This is a genomic window from Prosthecobacter sp. (genome assembly GCF_034366625.1).
In the GTDB taxonomy this organism is placed as follows: Bacteria; Verrucomicrobiota; Verrucomicrobiia; order Verrucomicrobiales; family Verrucomicrobiaceae; genus Prosthecobacter.
Window position 1 is genome coordinate 331,377 of the sequence record NZ_JAXMIH010000008.1, and the last position, 17,995, is coordinate 349,371.

Genomic DNA, 17,995 nt, shown 5'->3' on the forward strand with positions numbered 1-17,995 from the left:
AGAGCAGGTCTATGGAGCACGCCAGTCCTGGCGCACATGAAGCTGCATTACTGCTTCCGGGCTGCCCCGCGTCAAGGTGTAAGTTCTGAGGGAATTCCGCCGCATTCGCAGTGTTGAGAGTGCTGTCGGCAGGACCTTGGGAATTCCAGCTTCCTGTTTTCACAAAAGGTTGGGCTTCCATCACCTGCGCGGCTAGAAAGGTGTTCCCGGCTCCAAAGTCATGCCCCGCTCCGACGCACGCGACTACTTGCAACTCCATCTCGTCGTGCTGGCGTGGGGACTCACCGCGATTTTGGGCAAGCTCATCTTCCTGACGCCGGTCGATGTTGTCTTGTGGCGCACCGCGCTCGCGGCGGCGGGATTCTTCGTGCTTGCCCGCATTCTGAGGAAGCGAACGCGGCTTTCAGGTCGCAGCATGCTCGGGATGCTCGGTGTCGGCGTCATCCTCGGCCTGCACTGGATTCTGTTCTTCTGGTCGGCACGTCTCGCCACGGCTTCGGTCTGTCTCGTCGCCATGCCCACGGCCATGCTGTGGTGCTCGTTGATTGAGCCGCTCATTGACGGCTCGCGCCGCTGGCGGCCGTCTGAACTCATCGTTGGCGCGGTCATGGTGGGCGCGGTGTGGCTCATCTATGAGTTCGAGTTCCGCTACTGGCTTGGTTTTTCCGTCGCCATCGCCGCCGCAGTGCTTGCGGCGTTTTTTGCCACGCTCAGCAAGCAGCAGGTCGCCAAAGACACGCACTGGAGCGTCATCGGCGTTTATCAGATGACCGGCGCCTGCCTAGCCTCGCTGGTGGCGCGTCCGTTTCTCGAAACAGGCTTCTTCCCAGCGCTGCCAGATGCGTCCTCGGCGATCTGGCTCCTCGTGCTCGCGCTCGTCTGCACCGTCGCCGCCTATGCGGGTTTCATGGACGTGCTGCGGCGTGTCAGCGTCTTCACCGTGAACGTCGTTTACAACATGGAGCCAGTGTACGGCATCATTCTCGCCGCGCTCGTGTTCGGCAAAGCCGAGTTCATGAGCGGCGGTTTTTATTTGGGCGCTGGCATCATCATCGCTGTCGTGCTTGCCCTGCCATGGATTCGCCGCTGGGTGGAAAAGTGAGAGTGCTGGACACGGCTCGTCGCGTGGGCTTGCATCACCACCACGCGTGAACCGTCTTCGACACATCCTCGTCTCCGCCTCCGCTGGTTCGGGCAAAACGTACCAGTTGGTGCGGCGGCATCTGCATCTGCTGGCGCTCGGGCAGCCGCCGGAGGGCATCGCCGCGATGACGTTCACGCGCAAGGCGGCGGGCGAATTCTTCCAGCGCATCCTGCAGCGTCTCTCCGCGCTCTCGCAGCACGGCGAGAAGCCGGAGCAATACTTCGCGGGCATGGCTCCGTTGCCCGCGCAATGGCCGGAGTTCGTCGCGCTGCTGCGGCAGGTCACGCGGCGGCTGCATCGACTGCGGTTGGGCACGATGGACAGTTTTTTTGCCAACATCACCGCCTGTTTCCCGCTCGAACTCGGCCTCCCGCTCGGCGCCAAGGTCATGGCGGAGGATGAGGCCGCGCAGGCACGCCACGAGGCGCTCGATGCGCTGCTGGAACGCATTCATTCATCACGCGATGACAAAGCGGGCCGTTCGCTGCTCGAAGGCTTCAAGCAGGCCACGTTTGGCATCGAGGAACGCAGCGCCGTGACAAGCCTCGAATCATGGATCGGGGATCATCACACCACCTGGCTCGACAGCGATGGCGTTGCGCGTTGGGGCAGCCTGCCGGGACTCGATTTTGCGCAGGAAGACGATCTCGGTGCTGCGCTCGGTGATTTGAGGGATTGCTTTGTTCCTGCCAGGCCCAAAAGCACTCAGTTCATGGACGAGTTGCTGGCCCAGGCATCTGATTGGGAGCCAGGAACGAGTCTCCCTCATCGCGTTGAGGATTTCTTGAAGAAATCCAGTGCTGCGTGGCCGGCGCTCCGTTCTGGAAAGGCGGAAGTCACCTGGGGTGGCGGGAAAAATGATGTTTCAGGCAGCGCCGCCCGTGCCTGGGTGCGCGTGGCCGAAACAATGCTGCGGCGCGAATTGAAATGCCGGGCGCAGCGCACGAGCGGCATGGCGGCGCTCATGGAGCTGTATGAAACCGAGTATGCACGCCGCGTGCGTTTACGCGGACGGCTCTCCTTTGCCGATGTGCAACGGTTGCTCGCACAAGCTACGACAGGAGGCGCTGAATGGATGGACCATGAGCGTGGTGATTTGTGGTTCCGGCTCGATGGACGTTACGATCACTGGTTGTTCGATGAGTTTCAGGACACCAGCCGCGTGCAGTGGAATGTGGTGCGAGGATTGGTGGATGAGGTGATGCAGGATGATTCCGGCAGACGCAGTTTCTTTGCCGTCGGCGATCCGAAGCAGTCGATCTACCTCTGGCGGCAGGCGGAGCCGGGTTTGTTTGACGATGTGCTCAACTCTTGGCCGCGTCACGGCGACGAAGGACTGCAACTCGAAACGCTCAGCCAGTCGTTCCGCAGCGCGCCAGCGGTGCTGGAGGCGATCAATGCGGTCTTTCATGATCTAAAGTCGGTGGACGTGGTGCTGCCAGGCTGCACGAAGGGGTTTGAGTTCAAGCAGCACGAACCGGCGGATCGGAACAAGCAACTCGCCGGTTATGCGGCGCTGCTTGGCGTGAAGCCGGACAGCGAGGACAAATCGACCACGCCTGTTGTGGCGGCGTTGTTGAACGAGATGCGTCCGCTGGAGCGTGGCTTGTCCTGCGCGGTACTGGTGCGCGGGAACAAGGACGCGATTGAGGTCACGGAGGCTTTGCGAGCTGAGACCGGGATGGAAATCGTGTGCGAATCGCAGCAGCGTCCGGCCACGGACAATGCGGTGACGCTGGCGCTGCTCGCGCTGCTGCAACTGGCCGCGCATCCAGGTGACACGCTGGCACTGGAGCACCTGAAAATGACGCCGCTGTGGTCGCAGATCGAGTTTGAGGGCCACGGCTGGCCGCTGACCTGCCATGACGTGCGCAGGGAGGTGTTTGAGCGCGGTTTCGTCGGCTTCGCGGAAGTCTGGACGCGGCATCTGCGCGCGCTGCTGCCGGAGATGGATGCGTTTCATGGACTGCGCCTGCGCCAGTTTGGCGAGATCGCCGCCGAGTTTGATGCGGGCGGCTTGCGCGACATCGACGCGTTCCTGCAACATGCGCGCGACATGCCGATGACGGTGCGCGGCGCGGCGAACGCGGTGCAGGTGATGACGGTTCACAAGGCGAAGGGCCTGGAGTTCGACGTGGTGATTCTGCCAGACCTCAATGGCGATGCGATGGACAAGGTGCGGCGGAGATCGCTGATCGTGAGCCGTGATGCGAAGGGCATTTCCTGGGTCATGCAGGAGCCGCCGCGCATCTTTGCGCCGCTGCATGCGGCGTTGCAGGAGGAGATGGAGACTTCGAAGCAGCGGGCTGGCTTTGAGTCGCTCTGCCGGCTGTATGTGGCGATGACACGGGCGAAACGCGGGCTGTATCTCATCGCGGAGCCGCCGCCGAAGTCGAAGGACGCGGCGATCACGGAAGCGCAGTTTTTGCGGAGGATGCTGGGCGTGACGGACGACGGACAGGAGCATCCATCGTACTTGATACAATGGCAGACGGGCGATGCGGGGTGGTTCGCGAGTTCAAATCGCGCAGAGCCCAAGCAGCCAGGTTTCCCTGTTGTTTCGCGCCCGCTGGGGGAGTTGCTGCGCGAGTTTCAGCCGCTGGCGAAGCGTGTGACGCCGTCAGGAGAGGAAGATTTTCAGGTGAAGGGCAGCGTGCTGTTCGGCGAGGGTCGTGAGCCGGGACGCAGGTTGGGGAGTCTTGTTCACGAACTGCTGGCGCTGGTGGAGTGGTGGAATGCGAAGTCGAGCTTCAAAGAACTCGAATTACGCTGGAAGGCGGCGGGATTGCTGCGCGGCGAGGAGATCGAAAAGACGGCGGTGGCCATGGTGCGTGATGTTTTGCACTCGGAGGCGTCTTGTGCCTTTGCCAGGCCGTCTCCAGACGCAGAGGTGTGGCGGGAGCGTCCATTTGACCTGATTCACGATGGAGGATGGATCAGCGGCGTGTTTGATCGTGTGGTGGTGCGGCCTGATTCGGTGCGGCTCATTGATTTCAAGACGGACGAGGTGGCCGATGAGGCAGCCCTGGAGGCCAAGGTGGCGGGCTACCGGCCGCAGATTGTGCTGTACCGTCAGGCGCTGGCACGGCTGACGGGTTTGAAACCGGATAGGATCGAGAGCGTGCTGCTGTTTACCCGAAGTTGTCGTCTGGTGGACGTAAAGTGACTATTTTTGAATCCAGACCGTCTGTGCGACGCAAAAACTTGTGTGACCGCACTAGCTCTGGCATGGAATCCGCGCATCGTGTCCCCACACTACCGCCGGGCCTCCCCCTCCTCCGGCTTCTGTGCGGCCCGACGTGCCTTTGACCCCGACATGAGCCTGCCCGAACTCAGCGAAGAAGATCTGCTCCAGCGTGTGGGACGCAGGGACTCGCGTGCCTTCGACCAGCTCTACGATGCGCTTGCTCCGCGGTTGTACGGCCTGCTGCGGCAGATGCTGCATGATGAGCGCGAGGCTGAGGAGGTACTGCAGGACGGCTTCGTGCTTCTGTGGGAGCGGGCTTCGAGCTATGACGCGTCACGCAGCAAGGCTTTTACTTTCGCCGTGATGATTTTCCGCAACAAGGCCATCGATCGCATGCGCATGCTGGGCCGCCGCAACCGCCTGGTGGACAGTGCTGCTTTGGAGGAGGTGACGCTGTCCCCGCAAGTGCCCGCCGCCGATGACGAGGCGCAGACGAATGAGCGTGGCATGGTGGTGCGCAAGGCGCTGACTGATCTGCCGAAGGAGCAGCGCCAGTTGATCGAATTCGCCTTTTTGAAGGGGCTCACGCATCATGTGATTGCCGACTCGCTGGGCATTCCGCTCGGCACCGTGAAGACGAACATCCGCCGCGGGCTGCTGCGCCTGCGTGATCTGCTGAAAGGAGGCGACTGATGGACGAACGGCATGAGGAACTGGCTGCTCTGAACGCCTTCGGCATGTTGGAGGGTGATGAGCAGCGCGTGCTTTCCGGCGCCTGCGTTTCGGACAAGGAACTGCGTGCGCTGAGTGTGGAACTGGAGCAGACGACGGCGGAACTGGGTCACCTCGTGGCACCCATGGCTCCCCCTGTGGATATGAAACGCCGCATTCGTGGCAAAATCCGTTCGCGCGGGGGAAGGCTGTCCACGCTCTCGCGAGGCGCGGTGATTGGTGCCGTCGGCTGGGCGCTGGCGGCCGCGCTGGCCGTGGCCTCGGTGTGGCTCTGGAATGAGCGTGTGCAACTGACGAAGCAGTTCGCCGCCTTGAGCAAGGTGATCATTCCCGTGACTCCTGCCGCCAATGGCAAGACGGAGTCGCGCAGCCTGGAAGATGAACTGAAGAGTCTGCGGGATGACTTTGAGGCGAAAAAGACCGCGCTTAGCACAGAAGTCGAAGCCTTGAGCAAGCGCGAGACGGAGGCCAATGCCCGCATCACCCAGCTCACCACCGAGACCGAGGCGCTGAAGAAGCGTGATGCGCTGGCACAGGTGCAGATCGCCACGCTGCAAAGCTCGGTCTGGGAGTATCGCAAGAGCGTGGCGGTCGTTGTCTGGGATGACGAGAAACACCAGGGCGTGCTCAAGCTCGAAAAAATGCCGCCGGTGGATGCCGGGAAGGATTACCAGCTCTGGGTCTTTGATCCGAAGAAACCACAGCCAGTGAACGCGGGCGTGGTGCAGGTGGACTCCAAAGGTTTCGCCAAGATCGACTTCAAACCCGTCGATGCCGTGAGCGGCGCGGCGAAGTTTGCGCTCAGCGTCGAGAAAAAAGGCGGCGTGCCAAAGAACGAAGGTCCGATCGTGCTGAGCGGGCCGTAAAAGCGATTTTTGCTGCTCGCGTTCCCTGGAAGCAGGCCAGCAATCGGCGCCTTTCAGGCACGAAGATTGCGCCCTTGCCAATCCCGCGAAATCCGCGATGAATAGCGCCCCTTTTACCCCAAAAAACACCATGCCCAAGCAGACCATTCGTGACATCGACCTCGCCGGAAAACGCGTCTTTGTGCGCGTCGATTTCAACGTGCCGCTCGAAGAAAAAGACGGCCAGATGGTCATCACCGACGCTACCCGCATTCAGGAAACACTGCCGACCATCAAGTTCCTCATCGAAAAAGGAGCGAAAGTCATCCTCGCCAGCCACTTGGGTCGCCCGAAAGGCCAGCGTGACCCGAAACAGAGCCTCGCGCCCGTCGCCCCAGCTCTCAGCGCCCTGATCGGCCAGCCGGTCGATTTCGCCAACGACTGCATTGGTGACGAGGCTAAGACCAAGGCGCTCGCGCTGGCCAACGGCGGTGTCCTTTTGCTCGAAAACACCCGTTTCCACGCGGGTGAAGAAAAGAACGACGCCACACTCGCGAAGGGCATGGCCGATCTCGCCGAGATCTTCGTGAACGACGCCTTCGGCTCCGCGCACCGTGCTCATAGCTCCACCGCAGGCATCGCGGATTACCTTCCTGCCGTTTCCGGCCTCCTCATGGAGAAGGAACTGACCTGGTTGCACGATGAACTCGAAAACCCCGAGCGTCCCTTCGTCGTCATCCTCGGTGGTGCGAAGGTCAGCGACAAAATCGGCGTCATCAATCGCCTGCTCGAAAAGGCCGACACCATCATCATCGGCGGCGGCATGGCCTACACTTTCCGCAAGCTCGTGCAGGGCATCTCCATCGGCAAAAGCCTATACAAACCCGAGTGGGAACCCATCGCGCAGGCGGCTCTCGACAAGGCCAAGGAGCGCGGCGTGAAGATCCTCATCCCCGTGGATGCGATGATCACCGACGCTTTTGACTTCGACGCGAAGAAGTTCGGCAACATCAAGTTCACCGCTGTCGGCGAAAGCATCCCGGACGGCTGGGAGGGCGTCGATATCGGCCCTGAGTCCGTGAAGCTCTTTAGCGAGGAAATTTCCAAGGCGAAGACCGTCATCTGGAACGGCCCGATGGGCGTGTTCGAGATCAAGGAGGCTTCCAAAGGCACCTTTGACATCGCCGAGGCCATGGCGGCCAATTCCAGCGCCAAAAACATCATCGGCGGCGGCGACAGCGTGAAAGCCGTCAAGAAAGCCAAGCTCGGCGACAAAATGACCTTCATCTCCACCGGCGGCGGTGCCAGCCTCGAACTGCTCGAAGGCAAAGTCTTGCCCGGCGTTGCCTGCTTGAAGGAAAAATAAACGACCCGTTACTGTTTCCAACTATTTCAAAAACCACCCCCATGCCCATCGCTCACTTCCGCAAACCGATCATCGCCGCCAACTGGAAAATGCACATGACTCCGCAGGAGACGGATGACTTTCTCCGTGCCTTCGCCCGTCTCGTGCCTGGCAAGGTGCCTGTGCAGATCGTCGTGGCCCCGCCGTTCGTCAGTCTGGAACGCGCGAACAACGCGCTCGTGACAGCTCGTGAGCAGAGTGTGGAACTGGCCGCGCAAAATATGAGCGCCCAGCCTGCCGGTGCCTTCACCGGCGAAATCAGCGCCCGCATGGTCAAGGAATGCGGCTGCCGTCATGTCATTCTCGGCCACAGCGAGCGCCGCAGCCTCTATGGTGAGACGAGCGCCATTGTGAATGCCAAGGTGCTCGCCGCGCTCGAAGCGCGCCTTCACCCCATCCTGTGCATCGGCGAAACACTGGCCGAGCGCGATGGTGGTCAGATCGAGCAGGTGCTTGAGAGCCAGCTCCGCGAATCTCTGGCCGAAGTCGGCCCGCGCCGCATCCTCGATTGCGTCATCGCCTACGAACCCGTATGGGCCATCGGCACCGGCCGCACTGCCAGCCCGGAGCAGGCGCAGGAGGCCCATGCCTTCACCCGCAAGGTGCTGGGCGACATGTTTGGCGCTGATGTGGCCGTGAAAATCCGCATCCAATACGGCGGCAGCGTGAAGCCTAACAACATGGCCGAGCTGATCAGCCAGCCCGACGTGGACGGTGCTCTCGTGGGCGGTGCCAGCATGGAAACCGGTTCCTTCTGGGAAATTTGCCGTGCCGCCATCGATTGGGCGAACGCCAACGCGTAGCGGATTCCGCCACATTTTCCTGCGGGAAGATTTAGGTCTTGCTAAAATCAGGACTTTCCAGGCAGAATCCTACATATGCGCAAGGTTCTCCTCCCGATCCTCTTGTTCATTCTGCAGACGGCAGTGCTGTCGGCGCAGAATGGGCCTTTCTGGAAAGCTGGCGCAAGCCACGTGGACATCACGCCGGATTACCCGGTCCGGCTCAGCGGCTACGGCAACCGCACCACGGAGTTTGAGAAAGTGGCGCAGCGTCTCCACGCGAATGCCCTGGCCTTGCAATGGAAGGAGGATGCCCCGGCCATCATCGTCACCGTCGATAACTGCGGCGTGCCTTCGACCGTGCGCGCCGAGGTGCTCAAACGCCTCGCCGCCCTCGGTAAAACCATCGCCGACGAGCGCTTCACCCTGCATTCCACCCACACCCATTGCGCGCCGATGCTCAAGGGCGTGCTGCCCTTCCTCTTTGGCGCTGATCTCCCCGCCGACCAGCAGCAGCGCGTGGAAAGGTACACGGAGGAACTCACCGTGGAAATCGTCCAGGCCGTTGCCGAAGCCTTGGGGAAAATGGAGCCTGCCCGCCTCGACTGGAGCAGCGGCAAGGTTTATTTCGCCTTTAACCGTCGGCTGAAGACCGAAACCGGCTTTCAGAACGCGCAGAACTTCAACGGCCCCACCGACCGCGCCCTGCCCGTCCTGCGTGTGAAAAGCGCCGACGGCAAAAAACTCATCGCCACGCACGCCAGTTACGCCTGCCACTGCACCACGCTTAATTTTAACGAGGTCCATGGTGACTGGGCAGGGCGTGCGCACGAGGAAATGGAGCTGCGCTTCCCTGGAGCCGTGTGTCTCATTGCCATCGGCTGTGGTGCGGATCAGAACCCGTATCCGCGCTATGAGATCGGACGCGCAAGCCAGCATGGCGTCAGCATCGCGAAGGAAATAGTGCGTCTCATCAATCTGCCCATGCATGCCGTCACCGGCCCGCTCAACTGCGCAAACAAAGAAGTCATGCTGCCCTTTGAAAAAGTGCCCGCTGCAGACGAATGGAAGGCGAAGGCTGCTGACACCAACAAATGGAAGGCATATCACGCCAGGAAGCATCTCGCCCTGCTCGAGCGTGGCGTGAAACTCCCGTCCGCGCTGCCCTACACGATTCAAGTGTGGCATTACGGCAAGGATTTGCTCACCATCAACCTGCCCGGTGAAGTCGTGGTGGACTACAGCCTGCGCTTCAAACGCGAGTTCGACCCCGCGCGCACCTGGGTCAACGGCTACAGCAACGACGTGCCTTGTTACATCCCCTCGCAGCGTGTGTGGGAAGAAGGCGGCTACGAAGCTGCAGACGCCATGATTTATTACGGCCGCCCCACACGTTTTGCTTCCGGCATCGAAGGCATCATCGCCAGCACGGTGAAAACGCTCGTGCCGGAGGAGTTTGTCTCACGCCGCATGCAGAATCCGGCGGCGCCTTTGTCCGAGAGCGTCAAGATCAAGAAGTAAGCCGCAGTACGCGGAGACACTCACGGCCCTCACGCCCTGGATAAGCGGTCTCAGGCACGTGGCTCTCGATGATTTCGAAGCGCTGCGCGAACAGGGCGGTCAATTCATCCAGCGAGATGCCAAACGGCGGCCCTGTTTCGCCAGGGTCCATCTCCGGGTTGATGAAAAACACACCGATGAGCCGTCCGCCCGGCTTCAACAGTGAAACTGCCGCGTCTCGATAACGCCCGCGCCACTCCGGCGGCAGTGCGCACAGGCAGGTGTGCTCCACGATGGCGTCAAACTGGCCGCTGAACTCAAACAGATCGCCACACACAAAGCGCTCCGCCATCTGCGGATAGCGTTCCTTCGCCTGCGCGATCGCCGTGGGCGCGATGTCGAGGCCATGCGCGTCGATTCCCAGCGAAACGAGGTGCGCCACGTCATGTCCCACGCCGCATCCCGGCACCAGAACACGTCCTGTGAGCTTGTTCCGCACCAGCCATTCCACCAGCGGTGGTGAAGGCAGCCCTTTGTCCCACGGGGTGAAATTTTCCTGGTAGGCCTGATCCCAGTTGGTGATGTTCATGGGGCCGGTTTTTCCTTCTGATGCTTGATCACGCCCTCCAGCGTCGTCTGCCCGGCATCACCCGTGCTGGTGACCTTGCTCTCGAGGACGTCCCTGGCCTCGCCCTTGAACGAATCGATGATGGTGATGGCGCTCTGGCCGCCGCCGGTGATGGCCTTGAGCTCGAGCGTGAGGTTCGCCTCGGAGGCACGAGCTTCAAATCGCAGCATCTGCGCACCGTCCGCGCCGCTGATCGTCGCATCATAGCTGTCCGCGCCCTCGTTGTAGATGATCGCCCATTTGAACGGCTGTGTGTCGCCGTTGATCGTGCGTGTGCCTTCGATGAGGAAGGCGTTGTCGCCGTCGGGCTTGCCGGTCCACTCCTCTTTGATCGTGATGACGTTGTTCTCGCCCTTCAGCTCGCCCTCGGCCGTCCATGTGCCGATGTAATGCTTGAAGACCGGATGTGTGCCGAGGTCTTTAGCAGACAGGTTGGCGCAAATCAGCGCGCAGATCGTGGTGAGGAGCGTTTTCATCCGATGATGTCGTGAATGACTTTGCCATAACTGATCGGCACGTCGCGGCCGATCACGTCTTTGACCATTGTTTCGGAGTGCATGCCGAGCAGGTGATACATCGTGGCCGCGAGATCATCGGGCTTCACCGGCTTGTCGGCGGGATGCTCGCCGTTCTTGTCAGACGCGCCATGCACAAAACCGCGCTTCACACCGCCGCCGGCGAGCAGCGCGGTGTAGCACTGCGGCCAGTGATCACGGGAGATGTTCTTGTTGATCTTCGGCGTGCGCCCAAACTCACCGACCCACACGACGAGCGTCTCGTCCAGCAGACCGCGTTCATCGAGATCGGTCAAAAAAGTCGGCAGCGTCTGCTCGGTGATCGGCAGATGATACTTTTCAATGATCGGGAACATGCGCGTGTCATTGAACCCGTGTGTGTCCCAGCCGCCCTCGGTCGTGCTTTGCCCGCCGATGCCTTGGGAAAAATTGACCGTCACAAACTTCACGCCTGCTTCCACAAGACGTCGCGCCATAAGCAGGCTCTGGCCATAGGGCGAGCGGCCATACGCATCGCGCACCTTGTCCGGCTCCTTCGTGAGGTCGAAGGCAGCGCGCAGCTTCTCGCTGTGCAGCATCGACAAAGCTTTGTCGTAATAGCTTTCGATGCCACGCGCCTCGGCGGAGAAATCGAGCATCCTCGTCTGTGAATCGACGAGCTTTTGCAGCTCTCGCCGTGCATTCAGACGCTCAAAACTCACACCGCTTGGCAAACTCAGCTCCGGCAGCGCAAAGTCCGGCGCGTTCGGATCGCGCAGCACGATGAAGGGATCATGCTCCTTGCCCAGAAAGCTCGCGCGTTGTCCCGGCGTCACGGAGCCGTCACTCACAATGTAAGGAAAGGTCGTCGCAGTCGGAATTTCGCCTTTCAATGGAGCCAGGGCATCCACGACCGACGAATAGGCCGGAAACAGATCCGGCGAATCCTTGAGCCGCTGGTCATCACTCGGCGGCGCATGGCCGCTCAACGCGTAGTAGCCCGCGCTGTTGTGATTTTTCATCGTGTGATGCACGGAGCGGACCAGCGTGACCTTGTCCATCACCTTCGCCGTTTTCGGCAGTTTCTCCGAGACCCAGATGCCATCCGCGCTCGACTTGATCGGCTTGTGAAAACCACGAATGCCCTCAGGAGCATCCGGTTTCATGTCAAAGGTCTCCAGATGGCTCGGCCCGCCCCACTGGAAGCAAAAGATGACCGACTTCGCCTTCGCCACGAGCTTTTCCAGCGGCTGATGCTCCGCCGCCCACAGAAAGCGCGGCATCGTCAGCCCGAACATCCCCAAACCGCCTGCGGAGAGCAGTTGGCGGCGGCTGAGGGGCGAACATGCGCCTGTGGGATTGAAACGAGGGGACATGTGTGAGATCAAACGTGGTGCAGCATGGCGCTATTTCCTCGCGATACCAGCAGGCGGATTGACATCCGACGGCGCGGTTGTTTGCTTCGCCCTCATGAGCAGCGATCCTTCGGCACGTCGTCCTTTGAAGTCGCGCAGCACGGCTTGGGCTCAGTTTTTTTCGCGTGGAATGCTGCGTCTCGGATTAAAGCCGAACACCGTTTCCCTGTTGGGGATTGTTTGCGCGGCTGTCGGCGGCGGGGCGGCGTTGATGGCGGTCCGGTCGGATTCGGCGTGGCTCTTCTGGCTCATCGCGGCCGTAGGAGTTCAGCTCCGCTTGTTCTGCAACATGATGGACGGCCTGCTCGCGGTTGAAGGCGGTCTCAAATCGGCCACGGGCGAGCTTTTCAATGAGATCCCCGACCGCATCGACGACGCCTTCATCCTGGTGCCGCTGGGATACGCCGGAGGCACGGAGTGGAGCATCGCGCTAGGCTGGGCGGCGATGGGCGGCTCGGTGTTGACCGCCTATGTTCGTGCCCTCGGCGCCAGCATCACCGGCAAGCACGATTTCTGCGGACCGATGGCGAAACCGCACCGGATGTTCACGGTGACGCTGGGCTGCCTGGGAATGCTGACGCTGGACCTGATGCAGGTCGCACTCCCGCTGCTGACCTGGACCATTGCTGTCATCAATGCAGGTATCGTTATTACCGTCTGGCGGCGTGTCAGTCATCTGGCAAAAGTCCTTCACCAAAGACCCTCATGAACTCCGAACGCCTCCAATTCACCACCGACGACGGTCTCGCCCTTCATTACAAAGCCTGGAACGTCCAGGGAACCACAAAGGCGCTGGTGCTGCTGCATCGCGGCCATGAGCATGCAGACCGTTGGGATACGGTGATTCCTTCTCTCTCAATGCCGGACACAGCGATCTATGCCTGGGAGGCACGCGGCCATGGCCTTTCGCCGGGAAGGCGAGGGCATGCGGCAGGTTTTATGGAGTATGTGCGCGATCTCGACACGTTTTTCCATCACCTGCAAAAAGCGCACGGCTTGACGCCGGAACGCACCGTGGTGGTGGCACACAGCGTTGGCGGAGTCGTGGCGGCGGCCTGGGTGCATGACTTTGCACCGCGCATTGCCGGCCTCGTGCTCGCCACGCCAGCGCTGGAGGTGAATCTGATCGTTCCGGGTGCTCTCACGAGCATCCGAGTGATGCAGAAGCTCAAATCCGACGCCACGATCAAGAGCTACGTCCGCGGCTCCTGGCTCACCCGCGATCTGAGCGCAGCCTCCGCTTACGATGCCGACAAACTCATCTCCAAGGACATCTCGGCCAAAATCCTTGTCGATCTCTTCGACACCGCGCAGCGCGTGATCAGCGACGCGGAGGTCATGGACCGGCCGCTGCTGCTTTTTTCCGCCGGTGCGGACAAAGTGGTGAAACGCGAGGCCATCGACGCGCTCTACACCAACTACGGCTGCGAGCAAAAAACGCATCTCACGCTCAAAGGCGCGCGCCATGCCATCTTCCACGATCTATGCCGCGATGAAGTCTGCGGCGCGATCAAACGCTTCGCCGAGCGCTGCATCGCCAATTTCACGCCTCCACGCCTGGAGGCCGATTTGACGCATCCGGCCACGAATGCGGAGTTTGCGAGCCTGAAGAAGCCGCTGCCATCCCCCTCGCTGCGAGGGCTTTCATTCATTTTCCAGCGCGCCGCTCTCGGCACGACCGGCAGACTCAGCCAGGGCATCCGCATCGGTCATGCGACGGGTTTCGACTCCGGCGAATCGCTCGATTACGTCTATGACAACAAGCCGCGCGGCAACCTGCTCGTCGGCAAGGTCATCGATTACTTTTACCTCAACGCCATCGGCTGGCGCGGAATCCGCCAGCGGCGCGCGTGCATGAATCAGGCGCTGCGCTTTGCGGTGAAGCAAGTTCGAGAGGCTGGCATGCCCTTGCAGCTCATGGACATCGCCGGCGGAGCGGGGCGCTACTTGCTGGACGTGCTCGACGAGCCCGATCTGAAAATCCTGTGCCGCGACTGGAGCGAATCCGCATTGGCACGAGGTCGTGAGTCCGCGCAGCAAATGGGTCTCAGCGAACGCATCACGCATCTGCGTGGTGATGCCTTCGACGAGCAATCGCTGGCCACCGTCGAGCCGAAGCCATCCATCGCCGTCGTGTCCGGCTTGTATGAGTTGTTTCCAGAGAACGACAAACTCCAGCGCTCGTTGCGTGGTTTGTTCAGCGCGGTGAATCCGGGCGGCTGGCTCATCTACACTGGCCAGCCATGGCATCCGCAGGTGGAAATGATCGCCCGCACGCTCACCAACCGCGACGGCCAATACTGGATCATGCGCCGCCGCCCGCAGGGTGAGATGGACGCGCTCGTCGAGCAGGCAGGCTTCAAAAAAGAGAAGCAGTGGATCGACGATTTCGGCATCTTCACCGTCAGCATCGCCCGCAAACCTGCATGAACCGCGCTCCCCGCGAACCCGGCCTGTTCTGGCCCGCGATTTGGCGGCTCGCGCTCGCGGGTGCCACGTTTGTGATCGTGTACAGCGGCTGCAATCACTTCACCGCCACACGCGGTGATGTGCCGACGCTGATGTTCGAATGGGAGCGGCACATCCCCTTCGTGCGCGAGCTGGTGGTGCCGTATTGGTCGCTTGATCTGTTTTTCTGCGGCGCGTTTTTTCTCTGCGGCAGCAAGCTGGAGCTGAATCTGCTCACCAAGCGCCTCATCGCCGTCACCGTGCTCAGCGGTGTGTGTTACCTGCTGTTTCCACTGAAACTTGCCCTGCCCAGGCCGGAGCCCGTGGGCTGGACCGCGCCGCTGTTTCATGCGCTCTACTTCAACGACCTGCCCTACAACCTCGCGCCCTCGCTGCACATCAGCCTGCGCTCGTTGGTGTGGGTGTTTTACGGCGCGCATCTCACCGGCCGGCTGCGCACGGCGGTGAAAGTGTGGTTCATCCTCATCGGTCTCTCGACGCTGCTCGTCTGGCAGCATCATCTCGTCGATGTGGCGGGCGGTTTCGTCATGGGCTGGGCCATCGCGGCCATCTTTCCCGATTCTCGGCAGCTTGGGCCCCGGAATCCTTCCTCAAAATATGCGCTGCGCTACGGCATCGGTGCGGTGGCATGCACGGCGCTGAGTTTTGGCTCCATCTTCTTCGTCTGGCCCGCCGTGGCGTGCGGGATTATGGCGCTGGCCTATGCCACGGGCCAGTCGCGACTGTTGGGCAAAGAAAACGGCACGCTCTCGCCTTCCGCCGAGTGGTGCCTGCTGCCGGTGCTCATCGCGACGGCGCAAATTCAGCGCAAGTGGCTCCAACGGAAGCCCGGATGGCATGAAGTCACACCCGGCGTGCTCTTCGGCCGCAAAGTTACCGCCAAAGAAGCCGCGGCACTCGTCCAGGGAGGCGATCTGGCCGTGCTGGACCTCACCGCCGAAACCAACGCGCCCGTGGCCTTCCGCGAGCATGCGCATTATCACAATCTGCCGCTGCTCGATCTCGTTCCGCTCAAACCAGAGCACATCACCGCCGCGTTGAACATCATCCGCGAACAGCGGGCCGCAGGCCGCCGCGTCTTCATGCATTGCCAGCTCGGCTTGCAGCGTTCCGCGCTCATCGCCGCGCACTGGCTGGTGGAAAATGGCGAAGCGGAGAGCTTGGAGGCCGCCAAGAGCAAGATTCGCGCACTGGAACCCAGCGTGGTCATTTAGAGCGCTTGCCCTCGTGAATCGTCCGGCTAATCAAGCATCATGCCCAACCTTACCGCCCCCATCGGATTCAAAGAATGGTCCTTCGTCTGCGATGCCCTCGTGCAAGGCAAGCTCAGCATCATTTTGCGCAAAGGCGGCATTCACGAGGGCCGTGGCGGCTTCGAGTGGAAGCACCGCGAGTTCTTCCTGTTCCCGACGTGGTTTCACAACCAGGCCGAGAAGCTGAGCTGGACGCCCGAGAACACCCAGCGTGCCTTCCCACCGGAAGAAGAACGTCAAACGGTGGACATCGACGGCTGCGCCACGCTAGAACAGGTCTGGAAAGTCACCGACTGGGACAAGGTCGCCGCATTGGCCCCGCTGCACATCTGGAACGAGGACGTGGTGAAGGAGCGCTTCATTTACGACGACGAAAGCTGCCTGCATGTCGCTCTCGTCCGTGCCTACAAGCTCCCGCAACTCTGGCACTTCGCGTATGCGAAGAGCTACGGCGGCTGCCGCTCCTGGATCACGCTGCCGGAGGAAGGCCTGCCCATGGCCGCCGCCGCGACGCCTGCACTGAGTAATGAGGCGTTTGCCGAGGTGTCGGCGAAGTTGAAAGCGATCCTGGGCTAGCGTTATGCTGCCGGAATGAATCCAAGCCTGTCGTTACTTGTGCTTCGAGCCAGCGAACCAGAAAAGCTGGCGATATTCTATGCCCATTTGGGGATGCAGTTCGTTAAACATCGGCATGGCAGTGGGCCGGAACATTTCTCGTCCGAACTCGGCAATTTCGGCTTCGAGATCTATCCACTGAAGCCTGGCGAAACGCCCACGACAGCACGCGGCTTGGATTCACCGTGGATTCAGTGGAGAAAGCATTCTCGACATTGGTTCAAGCTGGAGCGAAGGCCGTAGTGAAACCCACATTGAGTGAGTGGGGTTTGCGGGCGGTGGTTGATGATTCCGAGGGGCATCGCTGTGAATTAACCGAGCGGAAATCCAATGCCGGCATATCGTCGGCTCTTCATGATTCCTGAAATGGACGCCATCCGCCCAACCCATGTCGAGGTGAACCTCGGCACCCTCGCGCAGAATTTTGCTGCGATCCGGGCGCATGTCGGCAAGGCGACGGTTATGCCCGTGGTGAAGGCGAATGCGTATGGGCATGGCATCGTGGAGGTGGCTGGCCATTTGGAGGCGCATGGGGCGACGTGTTTTGGCGTGGCGTTGTTGGAGGAGGCGGTCGCGTTACGGCAGGCGGGCATCGCGGTGCCGATTCTCGTGTTTGGCGGCGTGGCGACGCGGCAAATTCCGCAGTTCATCGCGCATGAGTTGATGATGACCGCATCGTCCATCGACAAGCTGCGGCAGATTGATGAGTCGGCGGCTGCGGCGAAGGTGATGGCGCGGGTGCATTTGAAGATCGACACGGGCATGGAGCGCATTGGCGTGCATTGGTACAGCGCGGAGAAGCTGCTGGAGGCCAGTTTGGGCTTCACGAATGTCGAGGTGGCCGGGATTTACTCACACTTCGCCAGTTCAGACGCGGCGGACCTTGCAGGAGCACGAGAGCAACTCGCGCGATTCCTCGAAGTGCTCGAATTTTATCCAAAACGCGGCCTGCCGCCGCCACAGCGGCACATCGCGAACTCCGGCGGCATTTTGCAGCTCCCTGAGAGCCATCTCGATCTCGTGCGGCCGGGGATCATGCTGTATGGTGTTTATCCATCGCGTGAAACGAAGCAAACAGTCGCGGTAAGGCCGGCGCTGAGCTGGAACTCGCAGGTGGTGTATTTCAAAGTCGTGCAACCTGGCAATCCAGTGAGCTACGGCGGCACTTGGAGCAGCGATCATCCCGTGCGCGTCGTCACGGTGCCGGTGGGCTATGGCGACGGCTATTTTCGGGTGCTGTCGAATCGCGGCCAAGTGCTCATTCGAGGTCAGCGGCATTCAATCGTGGGCCGCGTGTGCATGGACCAGTTCATGGTAAATTTGGAGTGGGGAACCGCCTACAATGGCGATATGGTGACGATCATTGGCACGGATGGTGGGGAGACGATCACTGCTCAAGATGTGGCCGACTGCGCGGGAACGATTCCGTATGAGGTGCTGACGAACATCAATGCGCGTGTGCCGCGCGTGTATGTTTAATGCCTTGCATTCGACGGGTGATGGACGCAACGAAGGGGTGGGGCGCG

General features: G+C 61.1%; 17 protein-coding genes. 14 read left to right on the forward strand and 3 right to left on the reverse strand.

Annotated features, from left to right (window positions below):
* Nucleotides 1–220: 220 nt before the first annotated feature.
* From U1A53_RS09770 to U1A53_RS09800, 7 genes are all read left to right on the forward strand, one after another.
* A complete protein-coding gene (locus tag U1A53_RS09770; protein WP_322280479.1) occupies nucleotides 221–1,102 on the forward strand; it encodes a DMT family transporter in 882 nt (293 codons plus the stop codon).
* A 46-nt stretch (nucleotides 1,103–1,148) separates the two neighbouring features.
* Nucleotides 1,149–4,310, forward strand: coding sequence for a UvrD-helicase domain-containing protein (locus tag U1A53_RS09775; protein ID WP_322280480.1), 3,162 nt, complete (start codon nucleotides 1,149–1,151; stop codon nucleotides 4,308–4,310).
* Between the two features lie 78 nt (nucleotides 4,311–4,388).
* A complete protein-coding gene (locus U1A53_RS09780; RefSeq protein ID WP_322280481.1) occupies nucleotides 4,389–5,024 on the forward strand; it encodes a sigma-70 family RNA polymerase sigma factor in 636 nt (211 codons plus the stop codon).
* Nucleotides 5,024–5,929 carry an anti-sigma factor gene (locus tag U1A53_RS09785; protein WP_322280482.1) on the forward strand — a complete coding sequence of 302 codons (906 nt, stop codon included), beginning with the start codon at nucleotides 5,024–5,026 and terminating at the stop codon, nucleotides 5,927–5,929. The genes U1A53_RS09780 and U1A53_RS09785 overlap by 1 nt, the downstream gene beginning before the upstream one ends.
* Nucleotides 5,930–6,059: 130 nt before the next feature.
* Complete coding sequence (locus U1A53_RS09790) at nucleotides 6,060–7,274, forward strand: phosphoglycerate kinase (RefSeq protein ID WP_322280483.1); 1,215 nt, start codon at nucleotides 6,060–6,062, stop codon at nucleotides 7,272–7,274.
* Nucleotides 7,275–7,315: 41 nt separating this feature from the next.
* Nucleotides 7,316–8,116 carry a triose-phosphate isomerase gene (gene tpiA / locus U1A53_RS09795; RefSeq protein WP_322280484.1) on the forward strand — a complete coding sequence of 267 codons (801 nt, stop codon included), beginning with the start codon at nucleotides 7,316–7,318 and terminating at the stop codon, nucleotides 8,114–8,116.
* Between the two features lie 75 nt (nucleotides 8,117–8,191).
* The gene (locus U1A53_RS09800; protein WP_322280485.1) at nucleotides 8,192–9,616 is read left to right on the forward strand and encodes a neutral/alkaline non-lysosomal ceramidase N-terminal domain-containing protein; all 1,425 of its coding nucleotides are present in this window, start codon (nucleotides 8,192–8,194) and stop codon (nucleotides 9,614–9,616) included.
* Here the strand turns inward: U1A53_RS09800 and U1A53_RS09805 are convergent.
* From U1A53_RS09805 to U1A53_RS09815, 3 genes are read right to left on the reverse strand one after another with little or no spacing between them, the layout of a single operon-like run.
* Entirely contained in the window at nucleotides 9,606–10,184 is a 579-nt protein-coding gene (locus tag U1A53_RS09805; protein ID WP_322280486.1) for a methyltransferase domain-containing protein, read from the reverse strand. The two genes, U1A53_RS09800 and U1A53_RS09805, sit on opposite strands and share 11 nt — an antisense overlap.
* Nucleotides 10,181–10,699 (reverse strand): hypothetical protein, encoded by a 519-nt coding sequence (locus tag U1A53_RS09810; protein WP_322280487.1) that lies wholly within the window; start codon nucleotides 10,697–10,699, stop codon nucleotides 10,181–10,183. The genes U1A53_RS09805 and U1A53_RS09810 overlap by 4 nt, the downstream gene beginning before the upstream one ends.
* A complete protein-coding gene (locus U1A53_RS09815; RefSeq protein WP_322280488.1) occupies nucleotides 10,696–12,093 on the reverse strand; it encodes a DUF1501 domain-containing protein in 1,398 nt (465 codons plus the stop codon). The genes U1A53_RS09810 and U1A53_RS09815 overlap by 4 nt, the downstream gene beginning before the upstream one ends.
* A gap of 94 nt (nucleotides 12,094–12,187) precedes the next feature.
* Here U1A53_RS09815 and U1A53_RS09820 point away from each other — a divergent pair, with 94 nt between their 5' ends.
* Genes U1A53_RS09820 through alr form a run of 7 tightly spaced genes read left to right on the forward strand, consistent with a single transcriptional unit; the run spans nucleotide 12,188 to nucleotide 17,948 of the window.
* The gene (locus U1A53_RS09820) at nucleotides 12,188–12,841 is read left to right on the forward strand and encodes a CDP-alcohol phosphatidyltransferase family protein (RefSeq protein WP_322280489.1); all 654 of its coding nucleotides are present in this window, start codon (nucleotides 12,188–12,190) and stop codon (nucleotides 12,839–12,841) included.
* Nucleotides 12,838–14,562 (forward strand): bifunctional alpha/beta hydrolase/class I SAM-dependent methyltransferase, encoded by a 1,725-nt coding sequence (locus tag U1A53_RS09825; protein WP_322280490.1) that lies wholly within the window; start codon nucleotides 12,838–12,840, stop codon nucleotides 14,560–14,562. Before U1A53_RS09820 ends, U1A53_RS09825 begins: the two co-directional genes overlap by 4 nt.
* Nucleotides 14,559–15,815 (forward strand): phosphatase PAP2/dual specificity phosphatase family protein, encoded by a 1,257-nt coding sequence (locus tag U1A53_RS09830; RefSeq protein ID WP_322280491.1) that lies wholly within the window; start codon nucleotides 14,559–14,561, stop codon nucleotides 15,813–15,815. The genes U1A53_RS09825 and U1A53_RS09830 overlap by 4 nt, the downstream gene beginning before the upstream one ends.
* 39 nt (nucleotides 15,816–15,854) lie before the next feature.
* Nucleotides 15,855–16,430: a DUF1802 family protein gene (locus U1A53_RS09835; RefSeq protein ID WP_322280492.1), complete on the forward strand. Its 576-nt coding sequence runs from the start codon at nucleotides 15,855–15,857 to the stop codon at nucleotides 16,428–16,430.
* Between the two features lie 15 nt (nucleotides 16,431–16,445).
* Nucleotides 16,446–16,712, forward strand: coding sequence for a hypothetical protein (locus U1A53_RS09840; RefSeq protein WP_322280493.1), 267 nt, complete (start codon nucleotides 16,446–16,448; stop codon nucleotides 16,710–16,712).
* On the forward strand, nucleotides 16,664–16,834 hold the full coding sequence (locus tag U1A53_RS27065) for a hypothetical protein (RefSeq protein ID WP_345786483.1): 171 nt from the start codon (nucleotides 16,664–16,666) through the stop codon (nucleotides 16,832–16,834). Before U1A53_RS09840 ends, U1A53_RS27065 begins: the two co-directional genes overlap by 49 nt.
* 1 nt (nucleotide 16,835) lies before the next feature.
* Nucleotides 16,836–17,948 carry an alanine racemase gene (gene alr / locus U1A53_RS09845; protein WP_322280494.1) on the forward strand — a complete coding sequence of 371 codons (1,113 nt, stop codon included), beginning with the start codon at nucleotides 16,836–16,838 and terminating at the stop codon, nucleotides 17,946–17,948.
* The last annotated feature ends 47 nt before the right edge of the window (nucleotides 17,949–17,995 follow it).

What these genes read in the sequence shown, in the direction of transcription:
- U1A53_RS09770 (WP_322280479.1), top strand. Translation starts at nt 221, where the DNA reads ATGCCCCGCTCCGACGCACGCGACTACTTGCAACTCCATCTCGTCGTG.
- alr (WP_322280494.1), top strand. Translation starts at nt 16,836, where the DNA reads ATGGACGCCATCCGCCCAACCCATGTCGAGGTGAACCTCGGCACCCTC.
- U1A53_RS09820 (WP_322280489.1), top strand. Translation starts at nt 12,188, where the DNA reads ATGAGCAGCGATCCTTCGGCACGTCGTCCTTTGAAGTCGCGCAGCACG.
- U1A53_RS09810 (WP_322280487.1), bottom strand. Translation starts at nt 10,699, where the DNA reads ATGAAAACGCTCCTCACCACGATCTGCGCGCTGATTTGCGCCAACCTG.
- U1A53_RS09825 (WP_322280490.1), top strand. Translation starts at nt 12,838, where the DNA reads ATGAACTCCGAACGCCTCCAATTCACCACCGACGACGGTCTCGCCCTT.
- U1A53_RS09800 (WP_322280485.1), top strand. Translation starts at nt 8,192, where the DNA reads ATGCGCAAGGTTCTCCTCCCGATCCTCTTGTTCATTCTGCAGACGGCA.
- U1A53_RS09840 (WP_322280493.1), top strand. Translation starts at nt 16,446, where the DNA reads ATGAATCCAAGCCTGTCGTTACTTGTGCTTCGAGCCAGCGAACCAGAA.
- U1A53_RS09805 (WP_322280486.1), bottom strand. Translation starts at nt 10,184, where the DNA reads ATGAACATCACCAACTGGGATCAGGCCTACCAGGAAAATTTCACCCCG.
- U1A53_RS09785 (WP_322280482.1), top strand. Translation starts at nt 5,024, where the DNA reads ATGGACGAACGGCATGAGGAACTGGCTGCTCTGAACGCCTTCGGCATG.
- U1A53_RS09835 (WP_322280492.1), top strand. Translation starts at nt 15,855, where the DNA reads ATGCCCAACCTTACCGCCCCCATCGGATTCAAAGAATGGTCCTTCGTC.
- tpiA (WP_322280484.1), top strand. Translation starts at nt 7,316, where the DNA reads ATGCCCATCGCTCACTTCCGCAAACCGATCATCGCCGCCAACTGGAAA.
- U1A53_RS09815 (WP_322280488.1), bottom strand. Translation starts at nt 12,093, where the DNA reads ATGTCCCCTCGTTTCAATCCCACAGGCGCATGTTCGCCCCTCAGCCGC.
- U1A53_RS09830 (WP_322280491.1), top strand. Translation starts at nt 14,559, where the DNA reads ATGAACCGCGCTCCCCGCGAACCCGGCCTGTTCTGGCCCGCGATTTGG.
- U1A53_RS09790 (WP_322280483.1), top strand. Translation starts at nt 6,060, where the DNA reads ATGCCCAAGCAGACCATTCGTGACATCGACCTCGCCGGAAAACGCGTC.